Consider the following 19,429-nt stretch of genomic DNA (forward strand, 5'->3'; position numbering starts at 1 on the left):
TCTTCGCGCATTCGATCGGACGCGCAGCGTTCGGGCGAATGTCCGCTGATACGGTCATCCAGCCGGACTCGATCCTCGACGAGTAGAGGACTCGATCCTCGACGAGTGAGTCGTCGGCGTCCGATGTCGGCGGAGCACGCTCAGGGTGTACGCCCGGGGAGGTGTAGGATGGAAGCTGTCAGAACGTGCGTCGGATGCCGTTCGCGCGCCAACAGGTCCACTCTCGTGCGACTTGTCGTCAGGGAAGCTCAGGTCGTCGTGGACGATCGTGCCGCTCTCCCGGGACGCGGGGCGTGGCTGCATCCCGACATCGAGTGCTTCCGACTCGCCGAGAAGAAGCGGGCTTTCGCCCGGGCCTTCCGCGTGCGGACCCCGCTCGACACGAACTCACTAGAGAACAGGCTGAACGGCTAATGGACAACTGATGAGCGGCTCGAAATGAGACCCGTCCACAACTAACGGTCCCCCCTGCCTGGGGAGACCCAGACAGGAGAGAAGTGGCTGCCAAACCACGCGTACACGAGATCGCATCCGAACTCGGTGTAGACAGCAAGGTCGCCCTCGCGAAGCTCAAGGAATTGGGCGAGTTCGTGAAGGGACCGTCCTCGAGCATCGAACCCCCCGTCGCACGCAAGCTGCGTGCGGCCCTCGCCGATGCCGCGCCCGCGGCATCGGCGACGCCGGCGTCCAAGCCGTCGACGGCGACCCCGTCGGCCGCCCGTCCCGGTGGATCGTCGACGAACCGTCCGGCGTCGCCGTCGGCCAACCGTCCGGGCCCGGCTCCGACACCCGCTCCGGCTCCGGCCCCCGCGCCGAAGGCCGCTCCCGCGCCGAGCCCTGCTCCGCAGGAGGAGGCCGCTCCCGCAGCGAAGGCCGCTCCGGCGCCCGCACCAGCACCTGCACCGGCTCCGGAGTCGAAGCCCGCAGCCGCAGCTCCCGGAGGCGCTCCGCGTCCGGGCGGTACCCCGCGTCCCGGGAACAACCCGTTCTCGAGCTCGCAGGGCATGGGATCGCGTCCGGCCGGCCCTCGCCCCGGTAACAACCCGTTCGCGAGTGCCCAGGGCATGGGCCAGCGCCCGACCCCGTCCCCCTCGAACATCCCCCGTCCCCAGGCTCCGCGCCCCGGCTCGCCGCGTCCCGGCGGGCCGCGTCCTGCGGGTGCCGGCGGTCGTCCCGGCGGCGGTGGCTTCCAGCGTCCGGGCGGTGCCGGTGGCGGTCGTCCCGGCGGCGGTGGCTTCCAGCGCCCCGGTGGCGGTGCTCCCGGTGCCGCCGGTGGCTTCGCCCAGCGTCCGGCCGGTGGTTTCGCCGGTCGTCCGGGTGGCGGCGGTGGCCGCGGCCGTGGACCCGGTGGTGGTACCGCCGGTGCGTTCGGTCGTGGTGGCGGCAAGAGCAAGTCGCGCAAGTCGAAGCGGACGAAGCGGCAAGAGTTCGAGATGCGGGAGGCCCCGTCGATCGGCGGCGTGCAGGTCCCGCGTGGCGACGGCAACACCGTCGTGCGACTGCGCCGCGGCGCGTCGATCGCGGACTTCGCCGACAAGATCGACGCGAGCCCCGGCAACCTCGTGACGGTGCTGTTCCACCTCGGTGAGATGGCGACGGCCACGGAGTCGCTCGACGAGTCGACGTTCGCGGTGCTCGGCGACGAGCTGGGCTACAAGATCCAGATGGTCTCGCCCGAGGACGAGGACCGCGAGCTCCTCGAGGGCTTCGACATCGACATCGATGCGGAGCTCGAGGCCGAGGACGACGAGGACCTCGAGGCACGGCCTCCGGTCGTCACCGTCATGGGTCACGTCGACCACGGTAAGACGCGACTGCTCGACGCCATCCGCAATGCGAACGTGGTCGCCGGTGAGGCCGGTGGCATCACGCAGCACATCGGTGCATACCAGGTCAGCACGGAGCACGAGGGTATCGAGCGCGCCATCACCTTCATCGACACGCCGGGTCACGAGGCGTTCACCGCCATGCGTGCTCGTGGTGCGCAGGTGACCGACATCGCGATCCTCGTGGTCGCGGCGGACGACGGCATCATGCCGCAGACGGTCGAAGCGTTGAACCACGCTCAGGCCGCCAACGTCCCGATCGTCGTCGCGGTGAACAAGATCGACAAGGCCGACGCGAACCCGGCCAAGGTGCGCCAGCAGCTCACCGAGTACGGGCTCGTCGCCGAGGAGTTCGGTGGAGACGTCATGTTCGTCGACGTGTCCGCCCGCCAGAACATCGGCATCGCCGAGCTCCTCGACGCCGTCCTGCTCACGGCCGACGCCGGTCTCGACATGCGTGCGAACCCCAACAAGGACGCTCGTGGTGTCGCGATCGAGGCCAAGCTCGACAAGGGCCGCGGATCGGTCGCCACCGTGCTCATCCAGTCCGGTACGCTCCGCGTCGGTGACGCGATCGTCGCCGGAACCGCGTACGGACGTGTCCGTGCGATGGTCGACGAGAACGGCGAGACGGTCCTCGAGGCCGGCCCGTCGCGTCCGGTGCAGGTGCAGGGCCTCTCGAGCGTCCCGCGCGCCGGCGACACCTTCCTCGTCACCGAGGAGGATCGCACGGCCCGTCAGATCGCCGAGAAGCGTGAGGCCGCAGAGCGCAACGCCTCGCTGGCGAAGGCGCGCAAGCGCATCAGCCTCGAGGACTTCACCCGTGCTCTCGAAGAGGGCAAGGTCGAGTCGCTCAACCTCATCATCAAGGGCGACGTGTCGGGTGCCGTCGAGGCGCTCGAGGAGTCGCTCCTCAAGATCGAGGTCGACGACTCGGTGCAGCTTCGCATCATCCACCGCGGTGTCGGTGCGGTGACGGAGTCGGACGTGAACCTCGCGACGATCGACAACGCGATCATCATCGGGTTCAACGTGCGCCCCGACCCGAAGGCGCGTGAGCGTGCCGCTCGCGAGGGTGTGGACATCCGGTTCTACTCGGTCATCTACAACGCCCTCGACGATGTCGAGTCGAGCCTCACGGGCATGCTCAAGCCGGAGTACGAAGAGGTCCAGTCGGGTGTCGCGGAGATCCGCGAGATCTTCCGCTCCTCGAAGTTCGGCAACATCGCCGGTGTTATCGTGCGCTCCGGCACGATCACGAGGAACGCCAAGGCGCGCGTCATCCGCGAGGGTGTCGTCGTCGGGGACAACCTCGCGATCGAGTCGCTGCGTCGTTTCAAGGACGACGTCACCGAGGTTCGGACGGACTTCGAGGCCGGTATCGGTCTCGGCAAGTTCAACGACATCCAGATCGGCGACGAGATCGAGACGATCGAGATGAAGGAGAAGCCCCGCGGCTGACCCGCGTGGCGTGCCCGCCGACCTCCGGGTCGGCGGGCATTTCCCGTTTTTCCCCGCCATCGCGCGGACCAGAGGAAGGAAGAGCCATGGTTGACGTCGCTCGCGCGAGGAAGCTCGCGGACAGGATCAAGGAGATCGTCGCCGCTCGACTGCAGCGTGGTCTGCGCGACCCGCGGCTCGGCTTCGTGACGATCACGGATGTGCAGATGACCGGCGACCTGCAGCACGCGACCGTGTTCTACACGGTCTACGGCACCGACGAAGAGCGCGCGGACAGCTCCGCGGCGCTCAAGGCGGCGACGGGTCTGCTGCGGAGCGAGGTCGGTCGGAACATCACGGCGCGGCTCACGCCGACGCTCGAGTTCCAACTCGACGCGGTGCCCGAGAACGCCGCGGCGATCGACGACCTCCTGCGGGAGGCGCGCGAGCGTGACGCGGAGACGGAGCGGCTCGCATCGACGGCCGCGTACGCGGGTGACGCAGACCCCTACGTGAAGCCGCGCGACCTCGACGAGGACGACGACTCGGACGACGACTCAGACGACGAATCGGACGACGAATCGGACGACCAGTCCGACGCCGATACCGACGCCCGCTAGGGGCGGGGCGGATCAGGGCAACACGTAGCCGGGTGCCCGGGGGTCGTCCGATCTGACGGCGAGGCCGTCGGCGAGGAGACCCGACAGGGCTCGCTCACGCTGGAGGTCGTCCGGCCACAGCGTCACGATCTCCTCGTCGCTGACGGGAACGTGCGCAGCGCGCAGCTCCCGCATGATCAGTCCGCGGACGTGACGGTCGCTGCCCGCGTACGCCTTCTGCACCGGCTTCTTCGGGCCGTCGTAGGCAGGGTAGCCCGCCGCCCTCCACCGGCAGACGTCGGCGAGGGGACACACGTCGCATCGCGGCGAGCGGGCGACGCACACCGTGGCGCCGAGCTCCATCATCGCCGCGTTGAACACCGCCGACTCGACGACGTCGTCGGGAAGCAGAGCCTCCATCGCCGCGAGGTCGCGGCGGGACTGCGGTGGTCCCGGCTGGCCCTGGCCCTGCACGGCGCGCGCGATGGCACGCCGCGTGTTCGTGTCCACGACAGGATGACGGTCGCCGAAGGAGAACACCGCGACCGCACGCGCCGTGTAATCACCGATCCCCGTGAGGGCGAGCAGCGCGTCGACGTCCCGCGGTACCTCGCCGCCGTGCCTCTCGGTGATCTCGACGGCCGCGGCGTGCAACCAGAGCGCACGGCGCGGATACCCGAGGTTGTCCCACGCGCGCACGGCGTCGCCGGGTGGTGACGCGGCGAGGTCCGCGGGCGTCGGCCACCGGTCGAGCCACTGCTCGAGGCGTGGGACGACTCGCGCGACGGGGGTCTGCTGGAGCATGAACTCGCTCACGAGGGTGCCCCACGCGGTGAAGCCCGCTCGCCGCCAGGGCAGGTCGCGGTGATGCTCGCGGTACCAGAGGCTGACCGGGCCGACGACCTTGTCCACTGCCTGGTGCCCGCCCGTCGTCACCCCTCGACTCTAGGCTCTTCCGCGTCCCCGATCGATCCGCGGAGCGGCGACGCGCTCGTCGCGCGCGAGTAGGCTCGACGTATGAGCGCCGCCACGGAACCGCGCCTCGAGGTACTGCGCGAACTGCGCGACGAGGTCTTGCACAACTACGGCTCCGGCCGCCCGATCGTCGCGATCGACGGCATCGACGGGGCGGGGACCGGAGCGTTCGCCGACGACCTCGCCGCGGCCTTCACCGAGGTCGGTCACGCCGTCGTCCGAGCGAGCGCGTCCGGGTTCTCTGCCGACACGGGTTCCGGCCCGCTCGACGAGGCGACGTTCCGGAGCGCCCTCGTCGTCCCGTTCCGAACGGGCGGCGACACGCCGTTCCGCGTCTCGGCGGACAGCGCAGCGGCGACCGCTCCGGCGGACGCCGTGCTGCTGCTCGATGGTCCGTACCTCCACCGACCGGAGTTCGTGGGGATCTGGAACTACTCCGTCTTCCTCGAGGTGCCGAGCCAATCGGCGCCGGAGGAGCAGCGCCGATACCTCGCCTCGGCACGTCCCCGCACCCGAGCGGTCGCGATCGTCGACAACACCGATCCCGGGCGACCGGTTCGCCGGTTCGCGGACAGCTGCTGACCCGATGCCGAACGGAATCCTCCTCGTCGACAAGCCCGACGGGATGACGAGTCACGGGGTCGTGTCGCGCGTGCGGCGTCTCGCCGGAACGAAGAAGGTCGGTCACGCCGGCACGCTCGATCCCATGGCCACGGGCCTGCTGATCCTCGGCCTCGGGCCGTCGACGAGACTGCTCACGTGGCTCGTCGGCGCCGACAAGGAATACCTTGCGACGATCCGGCTCGGCAGCACGACCGTGACGGACGACGCGGAGGGTGACGTCGTCGAGACGGCGGCGCCGGAGACGATCTCCGCCGTGACGACGGAGGGGATCCTCGCCGGAATCGCTGCGCTCTCGGGCGACATTGAGCAAGTGCCGTCGTCCGTGAGCGCCATCAAGGTCGACGGCGTGCGCTCCTACACAAAGGTGCGCGCCGGTGAGGAGGTCTCGCTGCCCGCGCGCCCCGTGACGGTCTGGGAGTTCGAGGTGCTCGCGGAACGACGGTCACCCGAGGCGATCGACCTCGACGTGCGTATCGTCTGCTCGAGCGGGACGTACATCCGTGCGCTCGCCCGAGACCTCGGGAGCTCTCTCGCGGTCGGGGGCCATCTGACCGCGCTGCGGCGCTCCCGTGTCGGAGCGTTCTCCGTGACCGAGGCGGCGACTCTCGACGCCCTCGGTGAGAACCCCGACACCGGGGCAGCCGTCGACGACGCGCTCATCTCGCCCGCCGCCGCCGCTGCGCGCTTCCTGTCGGTCGTGGACCTGGACGCGCAGGCCGCGGTCGACCTGGGGCACGGCAAGGTCGTCACCGTGCCCGAGAGCGACGGTTCCGGGGCCCGGATCCCCGTGGGGGAACCACTCGCCGCCGTCGCTCCCGACGGCCGCCTCGTCGGTATCGGCCGCTTCGAGCGCGGGGCGCTCCGCAGCCTCGTCAACTTTCCGACGGAGCCCTCGTGATCGACTGGCTCACGACGGTCCAGGTCGCCGTCGCGGTCGCCGCGGGACTGCTCTGCCTCGTCCTCGGGCTCGCCGGCCGCAAGCCGAGCGACCTCACACTCGGCGCGACGGTCGTCGTGGAACTCCTCCTCATCGTTCAACTCGTCGTGTCGATCGTGTCGCCCGCCGTCGGCAACACGCCTACCGGTGACGCCCTCGAGTTCGGCCTGTACCTCGGCTCGGCGATCCTCCTGCCGATCGGCGCGGGCTTCTGGGCGCTCGTCGACCGGTCGAAGTGGGCGACGGTCATCCTCGGTGTCGCGGACCTCGCGATCGCCGTCATGGTCTATCGCATGCACCAGATCTGGTTCGTGCAGGGCGGATAGACTGGGACTTCTATGACCGTGTCATCCTCTCCGCCCGCGCGCACCTCCGCCTCGGGTGTCGGCCGGGTCCTCGTCGTCGTGTACGCGATCCTCGCCCTCGCGGCGACGGGGCGGTCGTTCTACCAGATCGTGTCCAAGTTCGACGAGGCTCCCGTCGCCTACTCGCTCTCGGCGCTCGCCGCCGTCGTCTACATCGTCGCGACCGTCGCTCTCGTGGTCCCCGGGGAGGCCTGGCGTCGCGTCGCGATCGCGACGATCGGATTCGAGCTCGCGGGCGTGCTGATCGTCGGGGTCCTGAGCCTCGTCGTCCCCGAGCTGTTCGGGCACGCGTCGGTGTGGAGTCACTTCGGCAGCGGCTACCTCTTCATCCCCCTCGTCCTGCCGGTGCTCGGACTGCTCTGGTTGACCCGGCGCGCTCCGAGAGGCGCGACCGGTCGCTCGGTCGCCGTCGAGGACGTCCGCAGCGCATGATGGTCTTCACCGGACCGGAGGACGTTCCCGAGGACTTCGGTCCCTCGGCGGTGACGATCGGGAAGTTCGACGGCGTGCACGCCGGCCACCGAGCGGTCATCGATGAACTGCTCTCCGATGCGCGGGCCTCAGGGCTCGCGAGCGTCGTGGTGACGTTCGACCGGCACCCGCTCGCGCTGCTGCGCCCCGAGCTCTGCCCCGAACCGCTCACGGGTGTCGAGCAGAAGCTCCGCCTCCTGGGCGAGACGGGCGTCGACGCCACCCTGCTTCTCCGCTTCGACGAGGCGCTCGCGCGTCTCACTCCCGAGGAATTCGTCTCGCACGTGCTCGTCGACACCATCCACGCCCGATCGGTTCTCGTGGGGGAGGACTTCCGATTCGGTCGCGGCGGGGCCGGCGACGTCGCCGCGCTCGAACGCCTCGGAGCCGAGCACGGCTTCGTCGTCCGCACCGTCGGCGACGTGCTCGTCGGGCCGGCCGGCCGGGTCTCGTCGACGCGCATCCGCTCCCTGCTCGCCGCGGGCGACGTGGCCGGGGCCGGCGGGCTCCTCGGTCACGTGCCGACGGTCAGGGGCGTCGTGGTGCACGGCGCCAAGCGGGGACGCGAACTCGGGTTCCCCACGGCGAACCTCTCGCCGGACTCGGACGGGCTCATCCCGGCCGACGGAATCTATGCGGGGTGGTTCGCGGTCGACGGCGACGTCTATCCGACGGCGATCTCGGTGGGGAACAACCCCACGTTCGACGGCGTCCCGCAGCGTCAGGTCGAGGCGTACCTGCTGGACGAGGACATCGACCTCTACGGGAAGGTCGTCGACGTGCGCTTCGTCGAGCGCATCCGCGGGATGGTCGCGTACGAGGGCATCGGTCCCCTCATCGCTCAGATGAGGAACGACGTCGAGCGCGTCCGCGAGGTCCTCGGCCGGTCCTGACGGCGGTCTTCACCGCCGCGTCATCAGGCGACGCCGGGGCGCGGGGCGCGAGTCGGTCGCGGGGCCAATACGCTCGGCCGCTCCGTCGTCGGCGCGCGGCGACCGGTGAGGTAGAGGACCACGCTTTCCGCCGTTCCCTCGATCACGGGGCCGGATCCGACGCTCCAGCCGTCGTCGGCGGCGAGTAAGGTGCGCGTCCGCACGGCGACACGGACGCGTGGCCGGGCGAGGAGCAGAGCCTGGCGCCCGACGGCGTGGGTCGTCGTCGCCGTGAAGGGGACGTGCACGCCCGCAGCGTGAGCCGCGTCGTAGCCGTGAACGACGACCTCGAAGAGCTCTCCGGGGTTGGTGCGACCACGCCCGGCGCGCTTGTCCTCGGCGATCAGGCGGAGTTCCCCGACGAGGTCCCAGCCGGAGAGGCCGTCGGCGCGGGTGTGCGCGATGTCGTCCATCGACCGCAGTGGATTGAGGTGCGGGCCGCTCACGGTCGCTCGCGCGAGATCCGCCGCCATCTGGTGCGTCGGGGATCCGACGCGCCAGGCGAGGTGAGCCATGACGTCCTTGACGCTCCAGCCCGCGCACAGGCTCTCCGTGTCCCAGGCGGCATCCGTGAGAGTGGCGAGGGCATCAGCGAGCGAGTCGAGGGCGTCGGCGATCTGAGGGCCACGGACGCCGCCCGGGTCGGATGTGCGTGCCATCGGCCCAGACTACGCCGGGGCGGCTGCCGGCGGGAGGGCACGATGACCAGGATTCGTGATCGCAGTGCTCATCCGAGCAGCAAGGTCGTCGCATGCCGACGTCGATGGACTGCGCCTGACGGGCACCCGATACTGCAGGAATACCCCTCCGGGGTATAGGGTTGGGACGGGTATGGACACGACGAAGCGGACTGACGAGACGGCGACCCTCCTCATCGAGGGCATGACCTGCGCGAGTTGCGTCGCGCGCGTGGAGAAGCGGCTCGAGAGGATCGAGGGCGTCAGCGCCCAGGTCAACCTCGCGACGGAGAAGGCGCGCGTGAGCTTCCCCCCATCGGTACCGGTCGACGACCTCGTGGCCGCGGTCGGGAGGGCCGGATACACCGCGACGGTCGAGAGCCCGCCGGCACCGCATACCGAGAAGGCCGACAAGCCGGAGCACTCCCACATGGACCACGGCGACGGCGCGGTCGGCGCGACCACGCTGCAGTCCCGTCTCGTCGTGAGCGCCGTGCTCGCCGTCCCCGTCGTGGTGCTCGCCATGGTGCCGGCATGGCAGTTCACGAACTGGCAGTGGCTCTCCCTCGTCCTCGCGACGCCCGTCGTCTTCTGGGGCGGCTACCCGTTCCACCGCTCGACGGCGGTGACCTTGCGGCACGGCTCGGTGACCATGGACACGCTCATCACCCTCGGCACCTTCGCCGCATACTTCTGGTCGGTGTGGGCCCTGTTCTTCGGCATGGCCGGTATGCCGGGCATGAGGCACGAGTTCTCCCTGTTGCCGACGGGAGACGACCCCTCGTCGATCATCTACCTCGAGGTCGCCGCGGGCGTCACCGTCCTCCTCCTCCTTGGCCGCGTCATCGAGAACCGCTCGAAGCGCGCCGCCGGAGAGGCGTTGCGTGCCCTGCTCGAACTCGGAGCACGCGATGTCACGGTCCTGCGTGAGCGGCCGCGCGCCACGGGCGATCTGCTCGCCACAGCGCGCGAAGAGGTCCTCCTCCCGATCGGCGACCTGGCCGTGGGTGACGTCTTCGTCGTGCGCCCGGGCGAGACGATCGCGACCGACGGCATCGTCGTCGACGGCGGCGCCTCGGTCGACGCGAGCATGATCACGGGCGAGTCCGTCCCGGTCGACGTCGTCTCGGGCGACGCCGTGACGGGCGGGACCATCGTCTCCGGCGGTCGTCTCTTCGTCCGTGCATCCGCAGTGGGCGCAGACACACGTCTGTCCCACATGGCGCGACTCGTCGAGGACGCTCAGACGGAGAAGGGCCGTATCCAGCGGCTCGCCGACCGCATCTCGGCGGTGTTCGTGCCGATCGTGATCGTCCTCGCGATCCTGACCCTCGTCGCGTGGCTCGTCCTCGACGGCTCGGCCGCCGCGGCCTTCACGGCGGCCGTCGCCGTCGTCATCATCGCGTGCCCGTGCGCCCTCGGGCTGGCCACTCCCGTCGCGCTCCTCGTCGGGACGGGGAGGGGAGCCCGCCTCGGAATCCTCATCACGGGCCCCGACGCTCTCGAGGCGGCGAAGGGCATCGACACGATCGTGCTCGACAAGACGGGGACGATCACGACGGGTCACTTGTCGGTCTCCTCGGTCGTCACCGTCGGTCCAGCCGAGCGCGACGAGGTCCTCCGGTACGCCGCGTCCCTCGAGGCGGCCTCGGAACACCCCATCGCGCGCGCGATCGCCGTCGCCGTCCCCGCGGAGCAGCGGAGCGACGTCGTCGACTTCCGGTCGAGCGACGGTCTCGGTGTGCAGGGCTCCATCGACGGCGTCGCGGTCGCCGTCGGTCGCGCGACCTTCCTCTCCTCCCTCGGAGTCGAGCTCGGCTCCGAGATCGAGACGGCTCTCGCCGACGCCGGCCGCGCGGGGCGAACCGCGGTGGTCGTCGCCGCGGACGGGCGTGCCGCCGGAGTCGTCGAACTCGCGGACACCGTGCGCGCCGACACCGCTGAGGCGATCGCATCGTTCCGGCGGATGGGGCTCGAACCCGTCATGCTCACGGGCGACGCCGAGGCGGTCGCCCGCCGGGTCGCGGACGAGCTCGGGGTCAGGCGCGTGGTCGCCGACGTCGTCCCCGAGGGCAAGGTCGAGGAGATCCGGAGGCTCCAGGCATCCGGCCGCACCGTTGCGATGGTCGGCGACGGTGTGAACGACGCGGCAGCGCTCGCGGCCGCCGATCTCGGCATCGCCATGGGCGGCGGCACCGACGCCGCGATGCACGCCGCCGACATCACCCTCGTGCGGGAGGGGCTGACGGGAGCGGCCGACGCCGTCGCCCTGTCGCGGCGGACCCTCGGCATCATCCGCGGCAATCTGTTCTGGGCGTTCGCCTACAACGTCGCGGCGATCCCGCTCGCGGCGTTCGGGCTGCTCAACCCGATGATCGCCGGCGCGGCGATGGCGTTCTCGAGCGTCTTCGTCGTGCTCAACAGCCTCCGCCTCCGCGGTTTCACTCCGCAGCAGCGCTGAGCGCCCGACACCGAGCGCACGCGTGCGAACGGCACGCACCGACGGTGCGAGACTGAGGCGATGGACGAGATCAGGTACGTCGCGCTCGGGGACAGCTTCACCGAAGGGGTCGGCGACGATCTGCCCGACGGGGGAGTGCGAGGCTGGGCCGACCTCGTCGCGCAAGGTCTCGTTGCGTCGGGAGCTCGCGTCCGCTACGCCAACCTCGCGATCCGTGGTCGTCTCCTCGGCCCCATCATCGACGAGCAGCTGCCGGCCGCCCTTGCTCTCGGACCCACCCTCGTGACCTTCAACGGCGGCGGGAACGACATCCTGCGGCCCCGGAGCGACCCGCAGCGCCTGCTCGACCGGATGAGCGACGTGATGGACCGGGTCGCGGCGTCCGGGGCCCAGCTCGTGCTGCTGAGCGGGGCCAACCCGACGGCCGGTCTCCCGATGCAGGCGCGGATCGAGGCGAAGGGCGACGCGCTGAATGCGTCGGTCGCGGCGCTCGCCGCGGAGCACGGCGTCCTCTTCGCCGACAACTGGTCCGACCGCGAACTCGCACGTTCGCCCTACTGGTCGCGCGATCGCTTGCACCTCGGCTCGATCGGGCATCACCGGGTCGCCGCGCGCGTGCTCGCGACGCTCGGCTACGAGCATCCCCGGAGCTGGACGATCGATGCTCCGGGCGGGGAGTCGGCCGTCCGCTTCCGCGACGAACTCGCCTACTACCGGGAGCACGTCGTGCCGTGGATCCAGCGGCGTCTCACGGGCCGGTCCTCGGGAGACGGCCGTTCGGCGAAGTACGGTGCGTGGACGGACATCACGCCCGGAGGCTGACTCTGCGGCGGAGACTGACCGTGCGCCCGGTCCACACGCCGTGCGCGAGCACCCGCCGGGTGCCGTAGAATGGTTCCGTCGGTCATGTGGGGGCTCGACGATCCGCGGGCATCATTTCGCGTTGATCGGACGGAACACACGAGCGACTCGATCAGGCCGGCGCCGTCAGCGTCGGGTCCTCGACTGCTCAGGAGGAGCATGCCGTACTCCGGTCACCGACGTTCGTCGGGAAGATCGTCCAGCCGAGCCGTGGCTCGTCATGACGACGACGCGCCGCTCATCCCGATCCTCGCGCGCAAGGTGCGTGAGGTCGAGGCGAAGGCTCAAAAGGGCAAAGTCGGCCCCACGAACCGCGTCAAGTTCCAGGTCATCGCGTTCCTCGTCCGTGAGGAGCGCGCGCGAGTCAAAGCCGACCAGGCCATCGGCGACGCCGCGCGGGCCGAGCTGCTCAAGCGCCTCGACGGAGTCGCGACGATCCTCGCGAAGACGGCCGCTCGGGACACCTCGCTCATCCAGTTGCTCGAGGTGGACCAGACCACGAGCCCCGTCGCGCAGCGCTTGCGTCGCGACTGGCTCATCGAATCCGGTGCGGAACTCAGCCCCGACGAGCTCATCATCTCGACGCAGAAGGCCGAGGCCCCCTCGATGATCCCCGCGGAGCTCGCGGAGCGTCAGGTCCTCCCGCAGTCCGTGGTCTCCCGTCAGCTCGCGAACCCGTTCCTCGCTCCGGACTTCAGCAAGGCGGTCGAGACGACCACACCTCGCCGCCGGCTCGACGGTTGGGAACTCATGAGCCCGCTGTACAAGGCGTTCGAGCAGGGCGCCGGAGGCGGAGCGGCCTCGATGGAGCTTCCCGCGGCGCCGGAGATCGATCGGCTCGCCCCGCGCGGCATGGAGATCATGGCGCACCAGGCCCGCTTCGTCGAAGCGGTCAGGGAAGGACACCGGAGCTTCCTCCTCGCCGACGAGCCCGGCCTCGGCAAGACGGCGCAATCCGTGCTCGCGGCCTCGGTCGCCGATGCCTACCCGCTGCTCGTCATCGTGCCGAACGTCGTCAAGATGAACTGGGCCCGTGAGGTCGAGCGCTGGACGCCGTTGCGTCGGGCGACCGTCATCCACGGCGACGGCCGCGACATCGACGCCTTCGCCGATGTCGTCATCGTCAACTACGAAGTGCTCGATCGCCACCTCGGCTGGCTCGGTCAGCTCGGGTTCAAGGGCATGGTCGTCGACGAGGCGCACTTCATCAAGAACCTGCACTCGCAGCGGTCGCAGCACGTGCTGTCGCTCGCGCAGCGCATCCGGGAGAACGCGCCGGGCGGGGATCCGCTCATGCTCGCCCTCACGGGAACACCCCTCATCAACGACGTCGAGGACTTCAACGCGATCTGGCAGTTCCTCGGCTGGGTCTCGGGTGACAAGCCGACGGCCGAGCTCATGGAGCGGCTCGACGCCACCGAGTTGACGCCCGCCGACCACGGCTTCTACCGCGCGGCGCGCGAAGCCGTCATCGACATGGGCATCGTGCGTCGTCGGAAGGTCGATGTCGCCGCAGACCTCCCGGCGAAGCGCGTGGCCGATCTCCCCGTCGAACTCGACGACGAACTCGGACGCTCCATCCGCGACGCGGAGCGCGAGCTCGGCGCCCGACTGCTCACACGTTTCCAGCGCGCCGCCGAGGCGCGGGGCGACGACTGGCGCGACCCGTCCACGGAGCTGCTCCGGATGGTCGCGCAGTCCGAGCTCGAGGAGTCGAAGGGCGCCGGCGGGCAGGAGAACGTCTTCACGATGGTCCGCAAGATCGGCCAGGCGAAGGCCGGGCTCGCGGCCGACTACACCGCTCAGTTGGCCCGCTCCGTCGGCAAGGTCGTGTTCTTCGCCAAGCACATCGACGTCATGGACCAGGCCGAGCGCGTGTTCCAGTCGCGCGGCATCGGGACCGTCTCGATCCGAGGCGACCAGCAGGCGATCGCGAGGCAGCAGGCCATCGACGCGTTCAACACCGACGACTCGGTGTCGATCGCGGTCTGCTCGCTCACGGCGGCCGGCGTCGGCGTCAACCTGCAGGCGGCCTCGAACGTCGTGCTCGCCGAACTGTCGTGGACGGCGGCCGAGCAGACGCAGGCGATCGACCGTGTCCACCGCATCGGCCAGGACGAGCCGGTGACGGCGTGGCGCATCATCGCCGCCCACACGATCGACACGAAGATCGCCGAACTCATCGATTCGAAGCAGGGGCTCGCGGCGCGCGCCCTCGACGGCTCCGACCAGGACCGCGGCTCGAGCGACTCCGTCCAGCTCAACGCGCTCATCCACCTGCTCGGGCAGGCGATCGAGGCGGCCGCCTAGGTCGGCGGATCCACCGTCGGTCGGCGGTATTCCGATCGCGTGCCCGCCGTCATCCGATGACGAGCACGCGAGCCAGGTGCCGCCTCGACCGTCCGAGCCTCACACCGATCACACGGATCACCCGATACTGAAACACGCCATGCCGGAGAGAACCGTCCTCCTACGGCAGGATCGACTGATCCTTGGAACAATCGGAGGATGACTATGCATCGTTTGACTCGAGAGATCATGTGGCAGGGTCGGAGCGTCAAATGGGACCGTCACGGTGCTGGCCCGGCCGTGGTGCTTCTCCACGGAACGCCGTGGTCGTCCGCGCTGTGGCGGCCATTCGCCGACGCTCTCTCGCGGCGGTTCACCGTCTATCTGTGGGACATGCCCGGCTACGGTGCGTCTTCCAAGGACCCGTCTCATGCGGTGGATCTCGGTACTCAGGGCCAGCTGTTCGCGTTCTTACTCGAGCAATGGGGTCTTCATCGGCCCCACGTCATCGCTCACGATTTCGGGGGCGCCGTCGCCCTGCGCGCGCGAGTGCTCCACGGCGCGGCCTATGCCTCGCTCTGTCTCGTCGACGTTGTGGCACTGTCGCCGTGGGGGTCGCCGTTCTTCAACCTCGTGAAGCAGAACGCGGAGGTCTTCACCCAGTTGCCGTCCGCAGTGCACCGCGGTGCGATCGAGGCGTACATCCGTGGGGCGAGTCACCGCGGTGTCCGCGACGACGACCTCGACATGCTGGTGAGTCCCTGGCTGGGTGAAGAGGGACAGGGTGCGTTCTACCGGCAGATCGCGGAGGCCGACGAGCGATTCACTGACGAGGTGGAGGCACGATACGGGACCATCTCCGAGCCGGTGCACATCGTCTGGGGAGCCGAGGACGCCTGGATACCGAAGGATCGAGCCGACCGACTGCGCGCCGCGATTCCCCATGCCTCCGTCACCCTCATCCAGGACGCGGGCCACCTCATCCAGCTCGACGCGCCTGCCGGTCTCTCCGCCGAAATCACGAGATGGCTGGCCACGGTCGTGTCGTGACTGGCGGTGAGAACCGAGGAGTATCTCCGTCGGACATCGTCCTGCGGACGCAGGTGCCGTATCGAGCGATCGGAGAACGATGTCGGCGGCGAGAGCCTCAAGCGCGGCCATTTCGGTGCCGAGCGGGGCGCGACGCGTACGACTGATCGCCTCCTCGTCGGTGTCGGCCCCGACCGCCGGCAGGTTTCGATACCGGGAGAACGAGCGTGATCCTCACAAGAAGGTGCTGTGGCGGTGGCGGGCGGTCGTGGTGTCCCTCGTGATGCTGCTCGTCGCCGTCCTCACCGGGTCCGTCGCGATCGGCTGATCCCGTCCCTCAGGCGGAGATGCGTTCGCGAACCTCGAAGAGGGAGGGGTTCGTTGCGGTCGAACCGTCGGGGAAGACGACCGTGGGGACCGTCTGGTTGCCGCCGTTGACGCTCGCGACGTAGTCCGCGGTGCCCTCGACGTTCTCGATGTCGATCTCGGTGTACGCGATCCCCGCGCCGTCGAGCTGCTTCTTCAGCCGGGCGCAGTAGCCGCACCATTCCGTCGTGAACATGGTGATGCTCGAGGCCTCGGGGGTGTAATCCATGCCTGTCAGAATACTCCGCTCTCACGCGCTAGGGTCGAGTTGGCGGCGATCGCGAGCGCGAGCGTGCCGTGAACAGTCGAAAGGCGAACTCGATGCGTATTGGTGTGCTCACGAGCGGTGGCGACTGCCCCGGATTGAACGCGGTCATCCGCGGAGCGGTCCTCAAGGGCACGAAGATCCACAACCAGTCGTTCGTCGGCATCCGCGACGGCTGGCGCGGCGTCGTCGAGGGCCTCACGATGCCCCTCGACCGTCACACCGTCCGCGGACTGTCGAAGCAAGGCGGCACGATCCTCGGGACGAGCCGGACGAACCCCTTCGAGGGTCCCCACGGCGGGCCCGAGAACGTGCAGGCCACGCTCGACCGCATCGGCGTGGACGCCCTCATCGCGATCGGCGGAGAGGGCACCCTCGCCGCAGCGAAGCGTCTCACCGACGCCGGCCTCAAGATCGTCGGCGTCCCGAAGACGATCGACAACGATCTCGACGCGACCGACTACTCGTTCGGATTCGACACGGCCGTCGAGATCGCCACCGAGGCCATCGACCGCGTCCGAACGACCGCCGAGTCCCACAAGCGCTGCATGGTCGTCGAGGTCATGGGTCGCCACGTCGGCTGGATCGCCCTGCACGCCGGCATGGCCGCCGGCGCCCACGCGATCCTCATTCCCGAGCAGCCCCAGTCGATGGAGCAGATCTGCGAGTGGGTGCAGAACGTCGCCGACCGCGGTCGCGCCCCGATCGTCGTCGTGGCGGAGGGCTTCACCCTCAACACGATGGAGACGGCGCACTCGGAGAAGGGCCTCGACGCGTTCAACCGCCCGCGGCTCGGCGGGATCGCCGACATGCTCGCTCCCGAGATCGAGGCGCGCACGGGTGTCGAGTCCCGCGCGACCGTCCTCGGTCACCTGCAGCGCGGCGGCGTGCCGAGCGCCTACGACCGGGTCCTCTCGACGCGCCTCGGCATGGCCGCGATCGACTCGATCATGCGCGAGGAGTGGGGCACGATGGTCGCTCTGCGTGGCACCGAGGTCGTCAACGTCCCGTTCGCGGACGCGGTCGGCCGACTCAAGACCGTGCCGCAGGACCGCTACGACGAGGCCGCGATCCTCTTCGGCTGATCCCGGCGATAGCCCGCAACGGCGAAGGGCGCACCTCGAGAGGGGCGCCCTTCGCCGTTCCTGCGGCCGAGAGTCGCGATCCGGTCAGGCGGCCTCGAGGACGAGGACGTCGAGGATCCAGGCGAGTTCGAACGCGCGCTCGCGCCACTGCGCGTACCGTCCGCTCACACCGCCGTGCCCCGCGACCATCTCCGTCTTGAGCAGCGCGGGCGCTCCGACCTCGCGCAGCCGCGCGACCCACTTCGCGGGCTCGACATAGTAGACGCGGGTGTCGTTGAGACTCGTGGTCGCGAGGATGTGCGGGTACTCGACGCCCTCCCGCACGTTCTCGTACGGCGAGTAGCCCTTCATGTACGCGTAGACCTCGGGATCGTGCAACGGATCGCCCCACTCGTCCCACTCGATCACCGTGAGCGGGAGACTCGGGTCGAGAATCGTCGTGAGCGCGTCGACGAACGGGACGGCCGCGTGGATGCCGGCGAAGGCGTCCGGAGCGAGGTTCGCGACGGCGCCCATGAGGAGGCCGCCGGCGCTCCCGCCCTCGGCGACGAGAGTGTCGGGACGCGTGATGCCCTCGGCCACGAGGTGACGGGCGCACGCGACGAAGTCGGTGAAGGAGTTCTTCTTCGACAGGAGCTTGCCGTCTTCGTACCAGGCCCGGCCGAGCTCCCCGCCGCCGCGGACGTGCGCGATCGCGAAGCCCGCGCCACGGTCGAGCAGGGAGAGCCGCGCGATCGAGAGCGCCGGATCGATGCTCGACTCGTACGAGCCGTACCCGTAGAGGAGGAACGGCCGCGGTCCGGTGCGCCCGTCCTTCTTCCAGACGAGGGAGATCGGCACGCGGGTGCCGTCCTCCGCCGTCGCCCACTCCCGGGACTGCTCGTAGTCCGAGGCGTCGTAGCCGCCGAGCACCTGCTGCTGCTTCAGAAGCGCCCGCTCCCCAGTGCGGACGTCGCAGTCGAAGACGCTCGACGGGGTCACGAACGAGCCGTAGCCGATCCGCAGGGTCGGCTGCTCCCACTCGGGGTTGCCGCCGAAGCCGACGGAGTAGAGCGGCTCGTCGAAGGCGAGCTCGTCGATCGTGATGTCGGCGAGTGCCGAGTCGGGCCCGAGGACCGCGGTCCCGACCTGGGTGAGCCCGTCCCGCCGATACGAGAACGCGAGGTGGTTGGCGAAGGCGTCGACGGCTTCGAGGCGCCGCTCCGTGCTGTGGGCGACGACGACGGTGGCGTCGGCCGGACCGTCGCCGGGAGCATCGGGAGACACGGCGACGAGTTCGAAGTTCGGGGCTCCGTGATTGTGGAGGACGAGAAGGACCGATTCGGCTCCGACGCGCGCGTGCTCGATCGAGTACTCGACGCCTTCGGTGCGGGGCCAGACGACCTGGAACTCCGCCGACGGGTCGCTCGCCGGGGCGATCCGGTACTCGCTCGTGACCGAGGAGCCGAGGCCGATGACGAGGTAGTCGCCGCTCCGGGTCAGCCCGATGCCGCCCCAGAACCTCTCGTCGTCCTCGTGGTGCACGACGACGTCGTCGGACACCGGCGTTCCGACCTCGTGCCGCCAGATCGTGTCGGGTCGCCAGGCCTCGTCCACCGTCGAGTAGAAGACGTACCGGCCGTCGGGGGAGAAGATCGCACCGGAGAAGGTGCCCGGGATCTCGTCGTCGAGTTCACGGCCCGTCGAGAGCTCCCGGACCCGCAGCAGGTAGCGCTCGTGGCCCTCGGTGTCGACGCCGTAGAGGAGCCAGGCGCCGTCGCGGGAGACGTCGAAGCTGCCGATGCGGAAGAAGTCGTGGCCGGCGGACTCGATGTTCCCGTCGAGCAGGACCTCCTCTCCCGGCACCTCCGTCTCGGCGTCGAGCTCGGGCGGTGTCCAGTCGTCGGGGGAGGAGATGGGTGCGCGGCAGTGCACGCCGTACTCCTTGCCCTCGAAGCTCCGGGAGTAGTACCAGTGGCTCCCCTCCCGGACGGGCACCGACAGGTCGGTCTCGAGCGTGCGCGCCTTGATCTCCTCGAAGATTCGGCCGCGGAGGGCTTCGAGGTGCGCCGTGCTCGCCTCGGTGAAGTCGTTCTCCTCCTCCAGATGGGCGACGACCTCGGGAGACTCCTTGTCGCGCAGCCACTCGTACGGGTCCTCGAAGACATCGCCGTGGTGCTCGCGGAGGGTCGGTCGCTTGGCCGCGACGGGCGGCTCGGGGTAAGTCATGTTTCCAACGCTAACGCTC

Annotated in this window: 18 protein-coding genes; 14 read left to right on the top strand and 4 right to left on the bottom strand. The window is 69.7% G+C overall.

From position 1 onward, the window contains the following. Nucleotides 1-168 precede the first annotated feature (168 nt). From ELQ92_RS15105 to rbfA, 3 genes are all read left to right on the top strand, one after another. Entirely contained in the window at nt 169-414 is a 246-nt protein-coding gene (locus ELQ92_RS15105; RefSeq protein WP_128500161.1) for a YlxR family protein, read from the top strand. A gap of 83 nt (nt 415-497) precedes the next feature. Next, nucleotides 498-3,287 carry a translation initiation factor IF-2 gene (gene infB, locus ELQ92_RS15110; RefSeq protein WP_128500162.1) on the top strand — a complete coding sequence of 930 codons (2,790 nt, stop codon included), beginning with the start codon at nt 498-500 and terminating at the stop codon, nt 3,285-3,287. Between the two features lie 86 nt (nt 3,288-3,373). Then, the gene (gene rbfA / locus ELQ92_RS15115; RefSeq protein ID WP_128500163.1) at nt 3,374-3,886 is read left to right on the top strand and encodes a 30S ribosome-binding factor RbfA; all 513 of its coding nucleotides are present in this window, start codon (nt 3,374-3,376) and stop codon (nt 3,884-3,886) included. A 12-nt stretch (nt 3,887-3,898) separates the two neighbouring features. Here rbfA and ELQ92_RS15120 read toward each other — a convergent pair whose 3' ends face one another. Beyond that, nucleotides 3,899-4,777 (bottom strand): HhH-GPD family protein, encoded by an 879-nt coding sequence (locus ELQ92_RS15120; protein WP_243695075.1) that lies wholly within the window; start codon nt 4,775-4,777, stop codon nt 3,899-3,901. A gap of 105 nt (nt 4,778-4,882) precedes the next feature. On the opposite strand from ELQ92_RS15120, the gene ELQ92_RS15125 reads away from it, so the two are divergent. From ELQ92_RS15125 to ELQ92_RS15145, 5 genes are read left to right on the top strand one after another with little or no spacing between them, the layout of a single operon-like run. Continuing rightward, entirely contained in the window at nt 4,883-5,422 is a 540-nt protein-coding gene (locus ELQ92_RS15125; protein ID WP_128500164.1) for a nucleoside/nucleotide kinase family protein, read from the top strand. 4 nt (nt 5,423-5,426) lie between these two features. Continuing rightward, nucleotides 5,427-6,362 carry a tRNA pseudouridine(55) synthase TruB gene (truB, locus tag ELQ92_RS15130; protein ID WP_128500165.1) on the top strand — a complete coding sequence of 312 codons (936 nt, stop codon included), beginning with the start codon at nt 5,427-5,429 and terminating at the stop codon, nt 6,360-6,362. Next, the gene (locus ELQ92_RS15135; protein WP_128500166.1) at nt 6,359-6,727 is read left to right on the top strand and encodes a hypothetical protein; all 369 of its coding nucleotides are present in this window, start codon (nt 6,359-6,361) and stop codon (nt 6,725-6,727) included. The genes truB and ELQ92_RS15135 overlap by 4 nt, the downstream gene beginning before the upstream one ends. Before the next feature lie 12 nt (nt 6,728-6,739). Next, nucleotides 6,740-7,198: a hypothetical protein gene (locus ELQ92_RS15140; RefSeq protein WP_128500167.1), complete on the top strand. Its 459-nt coding sequence runs from the start codon at nt 6,740-6,742 to the stop codon at nt 7,196-7,198. Further along, nucleotides 7,195-8,130 carry a bifunctional riboflavin kinase/FAD synthetase gene (locus tag ELQ92_RS15145; RefSeq protein ID WP_128500168.1) on the top strand — a complete coding sequence of 312 codons (936 nt, stop codon included), beginning with the start codon at nt 7,195-7,197 and terminating at the stop codon, nt 8,128-8,130. Before ELQ92_RS15140 ends, ELQ92_RS15145 begins: the two co-directional genes overlap by 4 nt. A gap of 23 nt (nt 8,131-8,153) precedes the next feature. Here the strand turns inward: ELQ92_RS15145 and ELQ92_RS15150 are convergent, their stop codons facing one another. Beyond that, nucleotides 8,154-8,828, bottom strand: a complete 675-nt coding sequence (locus ELQ92_RS15150) for a maleylpyruvate isomerase family mycothiol-dependent enzyme (protein ID WP_128500169.1) — start codon at nt 8,826-8,828, stop codon at nt 8,154-8,156. A gap of 172 nt (nt 8,829-9,000) precedes the next feature. On the opposite strand from ELQ92_RS15150, the gene ELQ92_RS15155 reads away from it, so the two are divergent. The 5 genes from ELQ92_RS15155 (at nt 9,001) to ELQ92_RS16375 (ending at nt 15,814) form a co-directional block, all read left to right on the top strand. After that, nucleotides 9,001-11,307, top strand: a complete 2,307-nt coding sequence (locus tag ELQ92_RS15155; protein WP_128500170.1) for a heavy metal translocating P-type ATPase — start codon at nt 9,001-9,003, stop codon at nt 11,305-11,307. A gap of 60 nt (nt 11,308-11,367) precedes the next feature. Further along, complete coding sequence (locus ELQ92_RS15160; protein ID WP_128500171.1) at nt 11,368-12,129, top strand: SGNH/GDSL hydrolase family protein; 762 nt, start codon at nt 11,368-11,370, stop codon at nt 12,127-12,129. A 198-nt stretch (nt 12,130-12,327) separates the two neighbouring features. Beyond that, complete coding sequence (locus tag ELQ92_RS15165; protein ID WP_128495888.1) at nt 12,328-14,478, top strand: DEAD/DEAH box helicase; 2,151 nt, start codon at nt 12,328-12,330, stop codon at nt 14,476-14,478. Between the two features lie 204 nt (nt 14,479-14,682). Further along, the gene (locus ELQ92_RS15170; RefSeq protein WP_208004415.1) at nt 14,683-15,507 is read left to right on the top strand and encodes an alpha/beta fold hydrolase; all 825 of its coding nucleotides are present in this window, start codon (nt 14,683-14,685) and stop codon (nt 15,505-15,507) included. A 160-nt stretch (nt 15,508-15,667) separates the two neighbouring features. Next, a complete protein-coding gene (locus ELQ92_RS16375) occupies nt 15,668-15,814 on the top strand; it encodes a hypothetical protein (RefSeq protein ID WP_166409063.1) in 147 nt (48 codons plus the stop codon). Nucleotides 15,815-15,823: 9 nt separating this feature from the next. Here ELQ92_RS16375 and ELQ92_RS15175 read toward each other — a convergent pair whose 3' ends face one another. Then, nucleotides 15,824-16,081, bottom strand: coding sequence for a mycoredoxin (locus ELQ92_RS15175; RefSeq protein WP_128500173.1), 258 nt, complete (start codon nt 16,079-16,081; stop codon nt 15,824-15,826). A 92-nt stretch (nt 16,082-16,173) separates the two neighbouring features. On the opposite strand from ELQ92_RS15175, the gene ELQ92_RS15180 reads away from it, so the two are divergent. Next, nucleotides 16,174-17,202, top strand: coding sequence for a 6-phosphofructokinase (locus tag ELQ92_RS15180; RefSeq protein ID WP_128495885.1), 1,029 nt, complete (start codon nt 16,174-16,176; stop codon nt 17,200-17,202). An 84-nt stretch (nt 17,203-17,286) separates the two neighbouring features. Here ELQ92_RS15180 and ELQ92_RS15185 read toward each other — a convergent pair whose 3' ends face one another. Next, on the bottom strand, nt 17,287-19,410 hold the full coding sequence (locus ELQ92_RS15185; protein ID WP_128500174.1) for a S9 family peptidase: 2,124 nt from the start codon (nt 19,408-19,410) through the stop codon (nt 17,287-17,289). Between the last annotated feature and the right edge of the window lie 19 nt (nt 19,411-19,429).

Origin of the sequence: Labedella populi (assembly GCF_004078655.1) — a bacterium.
GTDB lineage: Bacteria > Actinomycetota > Actinomycetes > Actinomycetales > Microbacteriaceae > Labedella > Labedella populi.

What these genes read in the sequence shown, in the direction of transcription:
- ELQ92_RS15125 (WP_128500164.1), top strand. Translation starts at nt 4,883, where the DNA reads ATGAGCGCCGCCACGGAACCGCGCCTCGAGGTACTGCGCGAACTGCGC.
- ELQ92_RS15105 (WP_128500161.1), top strand. Translation starts at nt 169, where the DNA reads ATGGAAGCTGTCAGAACGTGCGTCGGATGCCGTTCGCGCGCCAACAGG.
- ELQ92_RS15155 (WP_128500170.1), top strand. Translation starts at nt 9,001, where the DNA reads ATGGACACGACGAAGCGGACTGACGAGACGGCGACCCTCCTCATCGAG.
- rbfA (WP_128500163.1), top strand. Translation starts at nt 3,374, where the DNA reads ATGGTTGACGTCGCTCGCGCGAGGAAGCTCGCGGACAGGATCAAGGAG.
- ELQ92_RS15175 (WP_128500173.1), bottom strand. Translation starts at nt 16,081, where the DNA reads ATGGATTACACCCCCGAGGCCTCGAGCATCACCATGTTCACGACGGAA.
- ELQ92_RS15160 (WP_128500171.1), top strand. Translation starts at nt 11,368, where the DNA reads ATGGACGAGATCAGGTACGTCGCGCTCGGGGACAGCTTCACCGAAGGG.
- ELQ92_RS15140 (WP_128500167.1), top strand. Translation starts at nt 6,740, where the DNA reads ATGACCGTGTCATCCTCTCCGCCCGCGCGCACCTCCGCCTCGGGTGTC.
- ELQ92_RS15180 (WP_128495885.1), top strand. Translation starts at nt 16,174, where the DNA reads ATGCGTATTGGTGTGCTCACGAGCGGTGGCGACTGCCCCGGATTGAAC.
- ELQ92_RS15185 (WP_128500174.1), bottom strand. Translation starts at nt 19,410, where the DNA reads ATGACTTACCCCGAGCCGCCCGTCGCGGCCAAGCGACCGACCCTCCGC.
- ELQ92_RS15165 (WP_128495888.1), top strand. Translation starts at nt 12,328, where the DNA reads ATGCCGTACTCCGGTCACCGACGTTCGTCGGGAAGATCGTCCAGCCGA.
- ELQ92_RS15150 (WP_128500169.1), bottom strand. Translation starts at nt 8,828, where the DNA reads ATGGCACGCACATCCGACCCGGGCGGCGTCCGTGGCCCTCAGATCGCC.
- ELQ92_RS15145 (WP_128500168.1), top strand. Translation starts at nt 7,195, where the DNA reads ATGATGGTCTTCACCGGACCGGAGGACGTTCCCGAGGACTTCGGTCCC.
- truB (WP_128500165.1), top strand. Translation starts at nt 5,427, where the DNA reads ATGCCGAACGGAATCCTCCTCGTCGACAAGCCCGACGGGATGACGAGT.
- ELQ92_RS15170 (WP_208004415.1), top strand. Translation starts at nt 14,683, where the DNA reads ATGCATCGTTTGACTCGAGAGATCATGTGGCAGGGTCGGAGCGTCAAA.